This is a genomic window from Pseudomonas sp. S2_B10 (genome assembly GCF_054668425.1).
This window is the reverse complement of the sequence record NZ_CP162768.1, coordinates 2629402-2643589: the sequence shown is the minus strand read 5'-3', so window position 1 is coordinate 2643589 and position 14188 is coordinate 2629402. Positions and strand designations below refer to the sequence as shown.

Genomic DNA, 14188 nt, shown 5'->3' with positions numbered 1-14188 from the left:
GATGAGCGATATCCCTGCCGAACTGCGTTTTGCCGAAAGTCATGAATGGGCGCGTCTGGAAACCGACGGCACCGTCACCGTGGGCATCAGCGATCACGCGCAGGAAGCGCTGGGCGACGTGGTGTTCGTCGAGTTGACCGAAGTCGGCAAGGTGTTCGCCGCCGGTGATCAATCCGGCGTGGTCGAGTCGGTGAAAGCCGCCTCCGACATCTACGCCCCGGTCAGCGGTGAAGTCATCGCGATCAACGAGGCGCTGACCGACTCGCCAGAAGAGCTGAATAATGACCCGTACGGCGCGTGGATCTTCAAGCTCCAGCCAAGCGACAAGGCCGAGCTGGACAAGCTGCTGGATGCTGCTGGGTACAAGGCTGCAATCGGCGAGTAAGTTGCCGGCAACACCCAAAGCCCCGATTCGTCGGGGCTTTTTTATGGGCGACGAATATCCCTTTGTGGGAGCGAGCCTGCTCGCGAAAGCGCCATATCAGTCAATGCCAAGGTTTCTGAAACACCGCTTTCGCGAGCAGGCTCGCTCCCACAGGGGCGGCGTGATCTTGAAAATTCGCCTGCTATGCTGGTTTGACCGTGTCGATTGACGCCAAGCGCCAGCCAGGAGAGCCCGTCATGTCCCAGTCGCCGTCCCTGAGCCAGTTACGCGATCCCGAAGCCTTTCTGCGCCGCCACCTTGGCCCGGATGCCGCCGAGCAGCAGGCGATGCTCGACAGCCTGGGCCTGGGCAGTCGTGCCGAGCTGATCGAGCAGACCGTGCCGCCGGGGATTCGCTTCAATCGCGCACTGGATCTGCCGCCGGCACTCGACGAACAGGCTGCGCTGGCGAAACTGCGCGGTTATGCCGAGCAGAATCAGCTGTTCACCAGCCTGATCGGCATGGGCTATCACGGCACCGTCACGCCGACCGTCATTCTGCGTAACGTGCTGGAAAATCCCGGCTGGTACACCGCGTACACCCCATATCAACCAGAGATCGCCCAGGGCCGGCTCGAAGCCCTGCTGAATTTTCAGCAGCTGACCATCGACCTCACCGGCCTGGAACTGGCCAACGCCTCGCTGCTCGATGAGGCCACCGCAGCGGCCGAAGCCATGGCGTTGGCCAGGCGCGTGGCGAAGTCGAAGAGCAATCTGTTTTTTGTGGATGAAAACTGCCATCCGCAAACCCTCTCCGTGGTGCAGACCCGCGCCGAAGGTTTCGGCTTCGAGCTGGTCGTCGACGCGGTGGATAACCTGGCGCAGCACGAGGTGTTCGGCGCGCTGCTGCAATACCCCGACACCCACGGCGAAATCCGCGATCTCAAACCCTTGATCAACCACCTGCACGCACAACAGGCCCTGGCCTGCGTCGCTACCGATTTGCTCAGCCTGCTGGTGCTGACGCCGCCGGGTGAGTTGGGTGCCGATGTGGTGTTCGGTTCGTCCCAGCGTTTCGGTGTGCCGATGGGTTATGGCGGCCCGCACGCGGCGTTTTTCGCCAGCCGCGAGGAGTACAAACGAGCGATTCCGGGGCGGATCATCGGTGTATCGAAAGATGCTCGCGGCAACGTCGCGCTGCGCATGGCCCTGCAAACCCGCGAGCAACACATCCGCCGCGAGAAAGCCAATTCGAACATCTGCACCGCGCAGGTGCTGCTGGCCAATATCGCCAGCTGTTATGCGGTGTATCACGGCCCCGAGGGCTTGAAGCGTATCGCCCAGCGCGTGCATCGCCTGACCTGCCTCCTCGCCGCGGGACTCAAGCGCAACGGTATCAAACGGCTCAACGAGCAGTTCTTCGACACCCTGACCCTGGAGGTCGGCGGTGCGCAAACGGCGATCATCGAAAGCGCTCAGGCGGCGCAGATCAACCTGCGCATTCTTGGTCGCGGCCGCGTCGGTCTGAGTCTGGACGAGACCTGTGATGAACACACCGTGGCGAAGCTGTTCGATGTGCTGCTCGGCGCCGATCACGGCCTGAGCGTTGATGCGCTTGATGCGCAGGACATCGCCTCGGGAATTCCCGACGAACTCCAGCGCAGCACGCCGTACCTGCAACATCCGGTGTTCAACGCTCACCACAGCGAAACCGAGATGCTGCGTTACCTCAAACAACTGGAAAACAAGGATCTGGCGCTCAATCAGTCGATGATTCCGCTCGGTTCCTGCACGATGAAGCTCAACGCCACCAGCGAAATGATCCCGATCACCTGGCCGCAGTTCGCCAATCTGCATCCGTTCGTGCCGAGGGAGCAGGCTGTCGGTTACACACTGATGATCGAAGAACTTGAGGGTTGGCTCTGCGCGATTACCGGTTTCGATGCTATCTGCATGCAGCCCAATTCCGGCGCCCAGGGCGAATACGCCGGGCTTTTGGCGATCCGTAAATATCACGAGAGCCGGGGGGAGGGCGCGCGGGATATCTGCCTGATTCCGTCGTCGGCCCATGGCACCAACCCGGCCTCGGCGCAGATGGCCGGAATGCGTGTGGTGATTGTCGAATGCGATGAGGCGGGCAACGTCGATCTGGAAGACTTGAAGCTGAAAGCCGCAGAGGCCGGGAACAAGTTGTCGTGCCTGATGGCGACCTATCCGTCGACCCATGGCGTTTACGAGGAGGGCATCAGCGAAATTTGCGCAGTGATCCACCAGCACGGCGGCCAGGTGTACATGGATGGCGCCAATCTCAATGCCCAGGTTGGTCTCGCCCGACCGGCGGACATTGGCGCCGACGTGTCGCACATGAACCTGCACAAGACCTTCTGCATTCCCCATGGCGGCGGCGGGCCGGGCATGGGGCCGATCGGCGTCCGTGCGCATCTGGCGCCGTTCGTCGCCAACCATCCGGTGGTGCCGATTGACGGACCGCTGGCACAAAACGGCGCAGTCAGCGCAGCACCGTGGGGCAGTGCGAGCATTTTGCCGATCAGTTGGATGTACATCGCCATGATGGGCCCGCAACTGGCGGACGCCAGCGAGGTGGCGATTCTGGCGGCAAATTATCTGGCGCAGCATCTATCCGGGGCATTCCCGGTGCTTTACGCCGGGCGCAACGGCCGGGTGGCGCATGAATGCATTCTTGATTTGCGCCCACTGAAGGCTCAGACCGGCATCAGCGAGGAAGACGTTGCCAAGCGGCTGATGGATTACGGCTTCCACGCGCCGACCATGTCCTTCCCGGTGCCCGGTACGTTGATGGTCGAGCCGACCGAGAGCGAATCCAAGGCAGAACTCGACCGCTTCATCGCGGCGATGCTGAGCATTCGCGCAGAGATCAATGAAGTGCAGAAGGGCAACTGGCCGGGCGAAGACAACCCGCTCAAACGCGCGCCGCATACGCTGGCCGATGTCACTGGGATCTGGGAACGGCCCTACAGCATCGAACAGGGCATTACCCCGAATGCGCACACCCGATTGCACAAATATTGGCCGGCGGTGAATCGGGTGGATAACGTCTACGGCGATCGAAATCTGTATTGCGCCTGCGTGCCGGTGGATGATTACCGCTGAAGATCAAAAGATCGCAGCCTTCGGCAGCTCCTACAGTAGGAATGCATTCCAAAGGTAGGAGCTGCCGAAGGCTGCGATCTTTTGATTCTGGCGCAAAAAAAAGCCGCTCGATCGAGCGGCATTTTTGAGGGTGCGAGGCTTACTCGGAAGCCACGGCGTTCTTCGCCAGAATCGCGTTCGCCAGTTCCATGTCCGAAGCCTGCAGGCCCGGGTTGTCGGCGCGGACTTTCTGCATGGCTGCTTCCAGGTACGGGCCACGGATGCCGCCGTCGCTGGCGACGAAGCTGCCGGCGTCGTCCTGGGCGGCGACGATCAGCTTGTGATCCTTGAACGTCAGGTAGGTCGAGCCGGTGGTGGCACCGGAGGAGATGACGTTACGCCAAAAGCTGTCCGCCATGGCCGAACCAACGGGAAGCGACAGCAGGGCCAAGGTGGCGACAGCAAGTTTGAGACGCATGATGAGGTGACTCCTGGGATTGACTACGGCGTTGGATAGCCGATCCCCCGATCCAGTTCCGTGCTGAATTATTTCAACTCACTTTGCGGCGTCACCCGCAGCACTTCTTCCACCGTGGTCAGCCCCGCCGCGACTTTCTGCGCGCCGGACAGGCGCAGGCTGCGCATGCCTTCCTTGAATGCCTGACGCCTGATCGCGGTGAGGTCGGTGTCCGGGGTGATCAACGCTTTGAGGCTGTCGCTCAGTTGCATGATTTCGTAGACCCCGGCGCGCCCGCGATAGCCGGTGTCGCGGCATTCCAGGCAACCGATCGCTCGCTGCGCATTGCTCGGCAGCGGCGCTTGCCAGGGCCGGGTCAGGGTTTGCCAGTCTTCATCCTCGAGCGTCAGTGGCGCCTTGCAGTGCGGGCATAACGTGCGCACCAGACGCTGAGCCATAACGCCGAGCACGGTGGCTTTGATCAGGTAATGCGGCACACCGAGTTCGAGCAAACGGCTGATGGCGCTTGGTGCATCGTTGGTGTGCAGGGTGGACAAGACCAAGTGGCCGGTGAGTGCGGCCTGAATCGCCATTTCCGCAGTTTCCAGATCGCGGATCTCGCCGATCATGATGATGTCCGGGTCCTGCCGCATCAGTGCGCGCACCCCGGCGGCGAAAGTCAGCTCAATGTTGTGCTGCACCTGCATCTGGTTGAAGGCCGGCTCGACCATTTCGATCGGGTCCTCGATGGTGCAGAGGTTGACCTCCGGCGTCGCCAGTTTTTTCAGCGTGGTGTACAGGGTGGTGGTCTTGCCCGAACCGGTCGGCCCGGTGACCAGAATGATGCCGTTGGGCTGGCGGGTCATGTCCTGCCAGCGCCGCAGGTCGTCGGCGCTGAAACCCAACTGGTCGAAATTCTTCAGCAGCACTTCCGGGTCGAAAATCCGCATGACCATTTTTTCGCCGAACGCCGTCGGCAAGGTCGACAGACGCAATTCCACTTCGCCGCCGTCCGGGGTCTTGGTCTTGACCCGGCCATCCTGGGGTTTGCGCTTTTCCGCGACGTTCATGCGACCGAGGCTTTTCAGGCGGCTGACGATCGCCATGGTCACCTGCGGCGGGAACTGATAGACGTTGTGCAGCACGCCGTCGATGCGAAAGCGCACGGTGCCGTGCTCGCGGCGCGGTTCGATGTGGATATCGCTGGCGCGCTGCTGGAAGGCGTACTGGAACAGCCAGTCGACGATATTGACGATGTGCGCGTCGTTGGCGTCCGGCTCCTGGTCGCTGGCGCCGAGGTTGAGCAGTTGTTCGAAATTGCCGAGGTTGCCGCTCTGGGCGTCGGCATTGCTGGCGCCGCTGACCGATTTGGCCAGCCGGAAAAATTCGACGCTGAAGCGCTGGATGTCGACCGGGTTGGCCACAACGCGTTTGATCGGCAGCTTCAATACGTGGGTCAGGTCGGCTTCCCAACCGCTGACGTAGGGCTGAGCGCTGGCCACGGTGACCGAATCGCGGTCCACGGCGACGGCGAGAATCTTGTGGCGCTGGGCGAAGGCATAGGACATCAGCGGCGTGATCGCCGCGACATTGATTTTCAGCGGATCAATGCGCAAATACGGCTGACCGGCCTGTTGCGCCAGCCACAGGGTCAGGCTTTCCAGATCCAGATGTTTGCCCGGACGGCTGAGGTCGTCGAGTTGCTGGCTGGCGATGAATTCCAGCGGATGCATCTGCCCGTGAGCAGCATGGCGACGGCGGGCATTGAGCGCCTGTTCCGCCGCGTCCTGGCAGATGAAGCCTTGGGCGACCAGTTCCCGTAATACATCGTTGAGGTCCAGCCAGCGGTCCTGAGTGACAAATTGAACGGACATGCGGCTTTCCTTTTTAAGCGTCATGCGCAAAAGGATAGTCGTGGCTCTGCTGACCGTTGGGCCACTACCCGACGAAGCCGTTGCCGGATTTGTCAGCCGGCCGCCTGTGCGGGCGCCTGCCACGCGGCGTCGGCGTTGTGCAGGTCCACTGTGCAGACGCTGATCAGGTTGCGCAGTTTTTCCGCGATCACTTGCGCGCGATGCCAGCTCAGGCCGCTCATGAGCAGATCGATCGACAGCAGATCGTCCTGGCGCTGGACGTTGACCTGCTCCGGCGTCAGAAACTGCAAAGCGAACAGATTCAGCACCCGCACCAGCAGATCCGGCTCGGCCTCGGCGAGGATCCGGTACTGCGCCAGGCAGTGGGCGTTGTTGACGTTCCAGACATCGGCGCGGGTGGGGGCGCTGTTCACGGCTTCAAGGTGCGGCATGGCGAGTCTCCAAAATCACTGGAGAAATTTTTACATTCGGTGCGGGGTATTTCTTGGCTATGATCGGCGTCTGAACGGATTTATCGAAAGAGTTGATTCGTGAAAGATGATCTTTGAGGATTTTTTATGCACAGCGAGCTGGACGCCTACGACCGCAAGATCCTCGCCTTGCTGCAGGAAGACGCTTCGCTGTCGAGCGCGCAGATCGCCGAGCAGGCCGGCTTGTCGCAATCGCCGTGCTGGCGGCGGATTCAGCGGATGAAGGAGGAGGGCATCATTCGCGGCCAAGTGACCTTGCTGGATCGCAAGAAGATCGGCCTGAACACGCAGATTTTTGCCGAGATCAAACTCAACGCTCATGGGCGTTCGAACTTCACCGAATTCACCGAGGCGATTCGCGGCTTTCCGGAAGTGCTGGAGTGTTATGTGCTGATGGGCGCAGTGGACTTCATGTTGCGCATAGTCGCGGCAGACATTGAGGCATACGAGCGGTTCTTCTTCGAGAAGCTGTCGCTGGTGCCGGGGATACAGGAAGTGAATTCGATCGTGGCATTGTCGGAGATCAAGTCCACCACCAGCCTGCCGGTCTAGTGCGGATGGCCTTTGTGGCGAGGGGATTTATCCCCGCTGGGCTGCGCAGCAGACCCCGCTTGATCGTTCCCACGCTCCGCGTGGGAATGCAGCCCGGGACGCTCTGCGTCCCAAAGCGGACGCAGAGCGTCCATTGAGGCGTTCCCACGCAGAGCGTGGGAACGATCAGGTGGGAAGGTGTTTAGCTGCGCAGGAGGATTTTCCAGGCGCGATTCTGGTACACCGCAATCGCCTGATGCTTGCGTGCATCGAGCAGTTCGTCGGTGATGGTCGGCTCGTTGGCCAGTTGCGCCAGTTTGTTCAGCTCACCGTACAGGCGATCCATTTCCGGGATGTCCAGCACGTTGCGCGCATGGTGCAACCAGACCTGAATGCGTTCGATACGCGGCAGTTGTTCAGCGAGATCTTCCGGCTGCTGCTGATAGCGTTGCAGCTGCAGAGCAGTGGCTTCTTCGCCGAGCAGACGCGGCAGCCAGCTGTGCAGTTGCGCGTCACCCTGACGATTACCGCGAGTGTTGCGGTCGGCGGTCCAGGTGCGGGCCAGCAGCCAGCGTGAAGCGTTCAGCGAGAACTGGCCCCAGCGCGGGTCTTCCAGTTCTTCGAGGAACTGCTCCGGCGCGGCCTTGCGCACGTCTTCGTCTTCGATGCCGACCTGTACCAGTGGACGCCAGTCTTCCAGCAAGGCATCGAGGGCCACGCGCAAATCGTGGGTCGACTGACGCGGCGCAGCCTGGCCGAGGCTGCTGAGCAGGGCGCGCATTTCCGCGAGGTTCTCGACCCAGTCCTGCAGCAGACGCCAGTGGCCGTTGAAGCGATATTGTTCGGCCAGACGCTGGCTGCTGCCGAGCAGATGCCAGCTCAGCGCGGCGAAGGCGTCGTCGAGACGGGTTTCGGTGGTCAGCTGCGGCGCTGGCAGGCTCAGCGAGTAGCTGTTGGCGTCGTGCAGGCGATAACCGCGCTCGGCCTTGCTGATATCGCATGGCATCAGCGCCAGGGTTTCGGCCAGTTCGGCAGCCAGTTCCAGCAACGCGGCAGGCTCGCCTTCGCGCAGTTCCAGTTCCAGTTCGCAGATTTCTTCTTTCTGTTTGCCGACCACTACGTGGCCGAGATCCAGCGCGGCCTCGATAACCACTTTGGTCTTGCCACGGCCCCAGGCGATTTCGGCGCGCTCGCGGACGAAATCGGTGGTGAAGATCGGCTTGAGGGTTTTCTTGTCCAGCTCGGCGAGCGACTCTGGCCAGCATTCGCCGTCGAGTTTCTTCACGTCGAGCTTGGCTTTCGGCAGTTTCCAGTCGTACTCGTTACGCTCGGACAGACCGGCGACGCTCTGGCCACGGGTCTTGAGAGTTTGAATCACTTCGTCACCGTCCTTGCGCAGGCGCAGGGCGACCTTGGCCTGGGCGAGGTCGCGCTCGGGGGTGTCGAAGTACTGGTTCATCAACTCACGGCGTTCCCAGCCACTTTTGTTGCGTTTCTTCAGCAGCGGGTGCTCGCGCAGGGCAGCGAGGGTTTCGCGGCTGACGCGGAGTTTGATTTCAGTTTCTTTTTGCATGGCCGGAACATCCAGAATCGGGAGCGCAGCCGGGGGAATGTGTGGCTGCCAAGGCCGTGCAGTGTACAGGAGTCAAACTTCCTACGCCCTGCGGCGGTTTATTCCGCGCGCCGGATGATTCTATAGTGGGCCTCAATCCGGGACCTGGAGTCAGTGATGCCATTGCCGTCCATGCAAGACCAGTTCGCCGCGCTGATTGCCGCGCCATCGGTCAGCTGCACCCAACCGAACCTGGACCAGTCCAACCGCGCCGTCATCGATCTGCTGGCGTGCTGGCTCGGTGACCTGGGTTTCAGCTGCGATATCCAGCAGGTCAGCCCCGGCAAATTCAATCTGCTTGCCAGTATCGGCAGCGGCCCCGGCGGCCTGGTGCTGGCCGGGCACAGCGACACCGTACCTTATGACGACGCGTTGTGGCAGACCGACCCGCTGAAGCTCACCGAAGTCGACGGTCGCTGGGTCGGGCTGGGCAGTTGTGACATGAAGGGCTTCTTCGCGCTGATCATCGAAGCCGTGCGGCCGCTGCTCGATCAGCCGTTCAAGCAACCGCTGCTGATCCTCGCCACCTGCGACGAAGAAAGCTCGATGTCCGGCGCCCGCGCACTGGCCGAGGCCGGGCAGCCGCTGGGCCGCGCGGCGGTGATCGGCGAGCCGACCGGGCTCAAGCCGATTCGCATGCACAAAGGCATCATGATGGAGCGCATCGACATCCTCGGGCAGAGCGGCCACTCCTCGGATCCGCGCCTGGGCCACAGCGCCCTTGAAGCGATGCACGATGCCATCGGCGAACTGCGCGGTCTGCGTCTGTTGTGGCAGCGTGAATTCAGCAACCCGCAGTTCAGCGTGCCGCAACCGACGATGAACTTCGGCTGCATTCATGGCGGCGACAATCCCAATCGCATCTGCGGCCAGTGCTCGCTGGAATTCGACCTGCGGCCGCTGCCGGGCATGGACCCGAGCCTGCTGCGCGCGGAAATCCTGCGCAAGCTCAACCCGGTGGCCGAGCGGCATAAGGTGAAAATCGATTACAAACCGCTGTTCCCGGAAGTGCCGCCGTTCGAACAGTCCGAGGATGCCGAACTGGTGCGCATCGCCGAAAAGCTCACCGGCCATCGCGCCGAAGCAGTAGCGTTCGGCACCGAAGCGCCTTATCTTCAGCGCCTCGGCTGCGAAACCATCGTCCTCGGCCCCGGCGACATTGCCTGCGCGCATCAACCCGGCGAGTACCTTGAAATGTCACGTTTGCAGCCTACCGTGCATCTGATTCGGCAGTTGATTGAACATTACTGCCTGACGACAGACGAACGATGACGGCCCTGTGTGGGAGCGAGCCTGCTCGCGAAAGCGTTCCGTCAGTCGCCATTGATGAACCTGATCCACCGTTTTCGCGAGCAGGCTCGCTCCCACAGGGTTAAATGTCTTGCATCAACCCGGTAAATTGCCTGTACCCCAACCCGTATTCATGAGGAGAGCGCGCGTGTCGCCAAGCCTGTTCCGACGATAACCATCAGCCCGCTGTGCGTTTTTCGTTTCGCCCCTTTTTTCGGCTGCTCTTTATTACAGGCCCAGGTTCATGCCCGAATACGTCAATTGGCTTCGCCACGCGTCTCCCTACATCAATGCCCACCGCGATTGCACCTTCGTCGTCATGCTGCCCGGCGACGGCGTCGAGCATCCGAATTTCGGCAACATCGTCCACGACCTGGTCTTGCTGCACAGTCTGGGCGTGCGTCTGGTGCTGGTGCACGGCTCGCGCCCGCAGATCGAAACCCGCCTCGCCGCCCGTGGCCTGACCCCGCATTACCACCACGGCATGCGCATCACCGATGCCGCGACGCTTGAGTGTGTGATCGATGCGGTCGGCCAGTTGCGCATCGCCATCGAAGCGCGGCTGTCGATGGACATGGCCTCGTCGCCGATGCAGGGCTCGCGCCTGCGCGTGGCCAGCGGCAACCTCGTTACCGCGCGGCCGATTGGTGTGCTGGAAGGTGTCGACTATCACCACACCGGCGAAGTGCGTCGGGTCGACCGCAAAGGCATCAATCGCCTGCTCGATGAGCGCTCGATCGTATTGCTGTCGCCGCTGGGCTACTCGCCGACCGGCGAAATCTTCAACCTTGCCTGCGAAGACGTCGCCACTCGCGCCGCCATCGATCTGGGCGCGGACAAGCTGCTGTTGTTCGGCGCCGAGCTCGGCCTGATCGACGAGAACGGCAAGCTGGTACGCGAACTGCGCCCGCAGCAAGTGCCGGCCCATTTGCAGCGCCTCGGCATGAGCAACTATCAAGCGGAGTTGCTCGATGCCGCCGCCGAAGCCTGCCGTGGCGGTGTGGCGCGCAGTCATATCGTCAGTTACGCCGAAGACGGCGCATTGCTAACCGAACTGTTCACCCGTGACGGTGGCGGTACGCTGGTGGCGCAGGAGCAGTTCGAACTGGTGCGCGAAGCGGCGATTGAAGACGTCGGCGGTTTGCTCGACCTGATCAGTCCGCTGGAAGAGCAAGGCATTCTGGTGCGCCGCTCGCGGGAAGTGCTGGAGCGCGAGATCGAGCAGTTCAGCGTGGTCGAGCGCGAAGGCATGATCATCGCCTGTGCGGCGCTGTATCAGATTGCCGATTCCGATGCCGGTGAACTGGCGTGTCTGGCGGTGAATCCGGAATACCGCCACGGCGGACGCGGCGACGAGTTGCTCGAACGCATCGAAACCCGCGCGCGGGCACAGGGTTTGAAAACCCTGTTCGTACTCACCACGCGCACCGCGCACTGGTTCCGCGAGCGCGGTTTCGAGCCAAGCAGCGTCGAACGCCTGCCAGCGGCACGGGCGTCGCTGTACAACTATCAGCGTAATTCGAAGATCTTCGAAAAGACCCTCTGAACAACAGCGAGGTCTCCTGTGGCGAGGGGATTCATCCCCGCTGGACTGCGCAGCAGTCCCCTTGCGTTTCCAAGTGAAAACATAGGTGGTCGCTACGCGACCCAGCGGTGATAAATCCCCTCACCACAGGGTTCTGCATTCAGTCAGTGATGAATTTGGCGCTGACGTACGGCGAATAATCAGGCAGCACCGTCTCGACCTTGCCCTGTTCCTTCAAGAATTTCGCCGTTTCGGCAATGGCCTCGGCGGTGCCGCCGTCCAGCAGCGCCGTGCTTTGCTGCGCCTTGGCATCCGGGAACGCCGAACCGGCCAGCAGTTCCGGTACATCTGCTGCGTTGGCACCGGTCAATTTGGCGATTTTCTGCACAGGCACCGAGTCGGCCGTCCAGCTGTCTTTGTGCGCGGCGTAATCAGCGAACGAATCCAGGGTGACCTTGGCGAATTTCGCCACGACCTCGGGATGCTTCTCGGCAAAGTCCTTGCGCGCGACCCACACCTCGAAGGTCGGCGCACCCCACTGGCCGACCTGGGCGGCGTCGGTCAGGGTCTTGCCGGTCTTGCGGATCTCGCCCAGCGCCGGCGACCAGACAAACGCACCATCAATGTCGCCACGCTTCCACGCGGCGGCGATTTCCGCCGGTTGCAGGTTGACCACTTTGACTTGCGAGGTATTCAGGCCCCAGTGCTTCAGCGCCCCAAGCAGACTGTAGTGCGAGGTGGACACGAACGGTGTGGCGATGGTTTTACCGATCAGGTCCTGCGGTTTGTCGATGCCGCTGCCGTTGCGCACCACCAATGCTTCGGCGGCATTGATCTGTGCCGAAACGATGAACGCCACGATCGGCAGATTGCGTGAAGCAGCTGCTGCCAGGGGACTTGAGCCAAGGTTGCCTATCTGCACGTCGCCAGAAGCAATGGCAGTGACGACTTCCGGGCCGCTGTTGAAACGACGCCAGTCGATCTTCTCGCCGATGGTTTTTTCATAGACACCATCGGCCTGCGGCACTTTGCTCGGATCGATCCCGGTCTGGTAACCGACCGTCAGACCGGCGGCATGTGTGGAAAAAGAAAACAGTGCCGACACACAAACTGTAACAAATTGACTTGATAGTGCGCGTTTCGCCATGATGCGTCGCCTTTTCGATGGGATTTGCCGTGTTGGGAGCACGGCAAAGCTAATCGATCTAAAAAAAGGTCAACAAATACCATTTAGGAATGAGCTTAGGCGCCGATACGCTGTTTCCCGGCGCGGATGGCCATTAATGGGCCATATACCTGAATGGCATGAAAAAGAACGAATAAATTCTTTTTGGGATTATCAGGAAGTCTTTACGCTGCAGGGACCAAATCACTCGCGATTAGACGATGGTCGTAGACATACAAGGTTACGATTGACTTGGCAGTCACGGTCTGGCGCTAATCGCGGATCTTAGGATTCAGGGCAAATCGACCCCGAACCAGGAACACAAGAATTAGAACGAGAGGAGCGATACATGAACAAGTCCACCTTGGCCCTGGCTGTGGCCGTTGGGGTTATGGCGCAGCAGGCAGGCGCCGCCGGTTTCATCGAAGACAGCAAGGCTACTCTGGGTCTGCGCAACTTCTACATCAACACTGACAACCGTAACGGCACTGCCGAACCAAGCCGCAACGAAGAGTGGGGCCAAGGCTTCGATCTGCGTTTCATTTCCGGTTACACCCAAGGCACTGTCGGCTTCGGTATCGATGCCATCGGCCTGTTGGGCGTACGTCTGGATTCGGGCGGCGGCACCAACGGTAACGTTGCCTCCAACGGCACCCCAGGCACTGCTTACGGCGGCACTGTTTTCCCAAGCGAATCCAACGGTCAGGCAGTTGATAACTTCTCCAGCCTGGGCCTGACAGCCAAAGCGAAGATCTCCCAGACCGAACTGAAGCTGGGTACTCTGCAGCCGAAGAACCCGGTCATCGTCACCAACGACGGTCGTTTGCTGCCGCAAACCTGGCAGGGTGGCCAGATCACTTCCGGCGAGATCAAGGACCTGACTCTGGTCGGTGGCCAGATCGAGCACGTGAAAGGTCGTAACTCCAGCAACAATGAACAGCTGTCGATCGGTGGTGCAAACGCACGCACCGCGAACAGCAACAAGTTCATCTACGCCGGTGGTGATTACAAAATCACCAAGGACCTGACTGCCCAGTACTACTACGGCAATCTGGAAAACTTCTACAAGCAGCATTTCCTGGGTCTGGTGCATAACTGGTCGATCGGTCCAGGTGTGTTGAAGTCCGACTTCCGTTACTTCAATAGCTCCGACGACGGCCGTAATGGCGATGAATCTGCCTATTTCAGCAACGGTGCCTACGGCAACAGTTCGCTGGGTAACGGCAAAGGCAAGGTCGACAACAATCTGTACAGCGGCCTGTTCCTGTACACCGTTGCCGGTCACACCTTTGGTGGCGGCTATCAGGTGAGCAACGGCAGCAGCGACTTCCCTTGGCTGAACCAGGGCGACGGTTCGTCGAACTACACCATCACCGACATGCAGATCCAGAAGTTCAACCGTGCCGGCGAGCGCACCTGGCAAGCACGTTACTCCTATGACTTCGCCAAGGTTGGCGTGCCTGGCCTGACCGCAGGCATGGTTTACCTGCGTGGCGACAATGTCGATACCTACGCGAGTCGTGTGCAAACCTCCAATGGCGCTTCCGAGTGGGAACGCGATCTGACCGTGGCGTACGTGGTTCCGGAAGGCCCGTTGAAGAACGTCGGCTTCATGTGGAAAAACGCTTCGTGGCGCACCGACATCGCTGGTCAACGCGACCAGGACGAAAACCGCCTGATCCTCAGCTACTCGATCCCGCTGCTGTAATAGCGCTCGAGCAACTGAAGCAAAAAAAAGCCCCGTCCGGCATCGCGCCGGACGGGGCTTTTTGCGTTTTCGAGTCAGGCTC

Annotated in this window: 11 protein-coding genes; 6 read left to right on the top strand and 5 right to left on the bottom strand. The window is 60.8% G+C overall.

Going from position 1 to position 14188, the window contains the following annotated elements:
• The first annotated feature begins 1 nt into the window (after nucleotide 1).
• Nucleotides 2-385, top strand: a complete 384-nt coding sequence (gcvH, locus tag AB4O45_RS11880) for a glycine cleavage system protein GcvH (RefSeq protein ID WP_095181284.1) — start codon at nucleotides 2-4, stop codon at nucleotides 383-385.
• 236 nt (nucleotides 386-621) lie between these two features.
• A complete protein-coding gene (gene gcvP / locus AB4O45_RS11875; protein WP_460161425.1) occupies nucleotides 622-3495 on the top strand; it encodes an aminomethyl-transferring glycine dehydrogenase in 2874 nt (957 codons plus the stop codon).
• A gap of 139 nt (nucleotides 3496-3634) precedes the next feature.
• On the opposite strand, the gene AB4O45_RS11870 is transcribed toward gcvP, so the two are convergent.
• The 3 genes from AB4O45_RS11870 to AB4O45_RS11860 all read right to left on the bottom strand — a co-directional run bounded on the left by AB4O45_RS11870 (nucleotide 3635) and on the right by AB4O45_RS11860 (nucleotide 6236).
• On the bottom strand, nucleotides 3635-3955 hold the full coding sequence (locus AB4O45_RS11870; RefSeq protein ID WP_172667868.1) for a DUF2388 domain-containing protein: 321 nt from the start codon (nucleotides 3953-3955) through the stop codon (nucleotides 3635-3637).
• A 65-nt stretch (nucleotides 3956-4020) separates the two neighbouring features.
• Nucleotides 4021-5805, bottom strand: coding sequence for a GspE/PulE family protein (locus AB4O45_RS11865; protein ID WP_122506176.1), 1785 nt, complete (start codon nucleotides 5803-5805; stop codon nucleotides 4021-4023).
• Between the two features lie 92 nt (nucleotides 5806-5897).
• Complete coding sequence (locus AB4O45_RS11860; protein ID WP_305381723.1) at nucleotides 5898-6236, bottom strand: hypothetical protein; 339 nt, start codon at nucleotides 6234-6236, stop codon at nucleotides 5898-5900.
• 126 nt (nucleotides 6237-6362) lie between these two features.
• Here AB4O45_RS11860 and AB4O45_RS11855 point away from each other — a divergent pair, with 126 nt between their 5' ends.
• Nucleotides 6363-6827, top strand: a complete 465-nt coding sequence (locus AB4O45_RS11855) for an Lrp/AsnC family transcriptional regulator (RefSeq protein WP_460161424.1) — start codon at nucleotides 6363-6365, stop codon at nucleotides 6825-6827.
• A 181-nt stretch (nucleotides 6828-7008) separates the two neighbouring features.
• Here AB4O45_RS11855 and AB4O45_RS11850 read toward each other — a convergent pair whose 3' ends face one another.
• On the bottom strand, nucleotides 7009-8379 hold the full coding sequence (locus AB4O45_RS11850; protein ID WP_041476882.1) for a CYTH domain-containing protein: 1371 nt from the start codon (nucleotides 8377-8379) through the stop codon (nucleotides 7009-7011).
• Between the two features lie 156 nt (nucleotides 8380-8535).
• Between AB4O45_RS11850 and argE the strand changes: the two genes are divergently transcribed.
• Nucleotides 8536-9690, top strand: a complete 1155-nt coding sequence (argE, locus tag AB4O45_RS11845) for an acetylornithine deacetylase (RefSeq protein ID WP_252877080.1) — start codon at nucleotides 8536-8538, stop codon at nucleotides 9688-9690.
• A gap of 262 nt (nucleotides 9691-9952) precedes the next feature.
• Nucleotides 9953-11254 (top strand): amino-acid N-acetyltransferase, encoded by a 1302-nt coding sequence (gene argA, locus AB4O45_RS11840; protein WP_016772647.1) that lies wholly within the window; start codon nucleotides 9953-9955, stop codon nucleotides 11252-11254.
• A gap of 139 nt (nucleotides 11255-11393) precedes the next feature.
• Here argA and tauA read toward each other — a convergent pair whose 3' ends face one another.
• Complete coding sequence (tauA, locus tag AB4O45_RS11835; protein WP_460161503.1) at nucleotides 11394-12383, bottom strand: taurine ABC transporter substrate-binding protein; 990 nt, start codon at nucleotides 12381-12383, stop codon at nucleotides 11394-11396.
• 364 nt (nucleotides 12384-12747) lie between these two features.
• Between tauA and AB4O45_RS11830 the strand changes: the two genes are divergently transcribed.
• A complete protein-coding gene (locus AB4O45_RS11830; RefSeq protein ID WP_095181290.1) occupies nucleotides 12748-14106 on the top strand; it encodes an OprD family porin in 1359 nt (452 codons plus the stop codon).
• Nucleotides 14107-14188 lie beyond the last annotated feature (82 nt).

Coding starts and splice junctions, on each gene's coding strand:
- gcvH (WP_095181284.1), top strand. CDS start 2: ATGAGCGATATCCCTGCCGAACTGCGTTTTGCCGAAAGTCATGAATGG.
- AB4O45_RS11865 (WP_122506176.1), bottom strand. CDS start 5,805: ATGTCCGTTCAATTTGTCACTCAGGACCGCTGGCTGGACCTCAACGAT.
- AB4O45_RS11830 (WP_095181290.1), top strand. CDS start 12,748: ATGAACAAGTCCACCTTGGCCCTGGCTGTGGCCGTTGGGGTTATGGCG.
- AB4O45_RS11860 (WP_305381723.1), bottom strand. CDS start 6,236: ATGCCGCACCTTGAAGCCGTGAACAGCGCCCCCACCCGCGCCGATGTC.
- argE (WP_252877080.1), top strand. CDS start 8,536: ATGCCATTGCCGTCCATGCAAGACCAGTTCGCCGCGCTGATTGCCGCG.
- argA (WP_016772647.1), top strand. CDS start 9,953: ATGCCCGAATACGTCAATTGGCTTCGCCACGCGTCTCCCTACATCAAT.
- AB4O45_RS11850 (WP_041476882.1), bottom strand. CDS start 8,379: ATGCAAAAAGAAACTGAAATCAAACTCCGCGTCAGCCGCGAAACCCTC.
- AB4O45_RS11855 (WP_460161424.1), top strand. CDS start 6,363: ATGCACAGCGAGCTGGACGCCTACGACCGCAAGATCCTCGCCTTGCTG.
- gcvP (WP_460161425.1), top strand. CDS start 622: ATGTCCCAGTCGCCGTCCCTGAGCCAGTTACGCGATCCCGAAGCCTTT.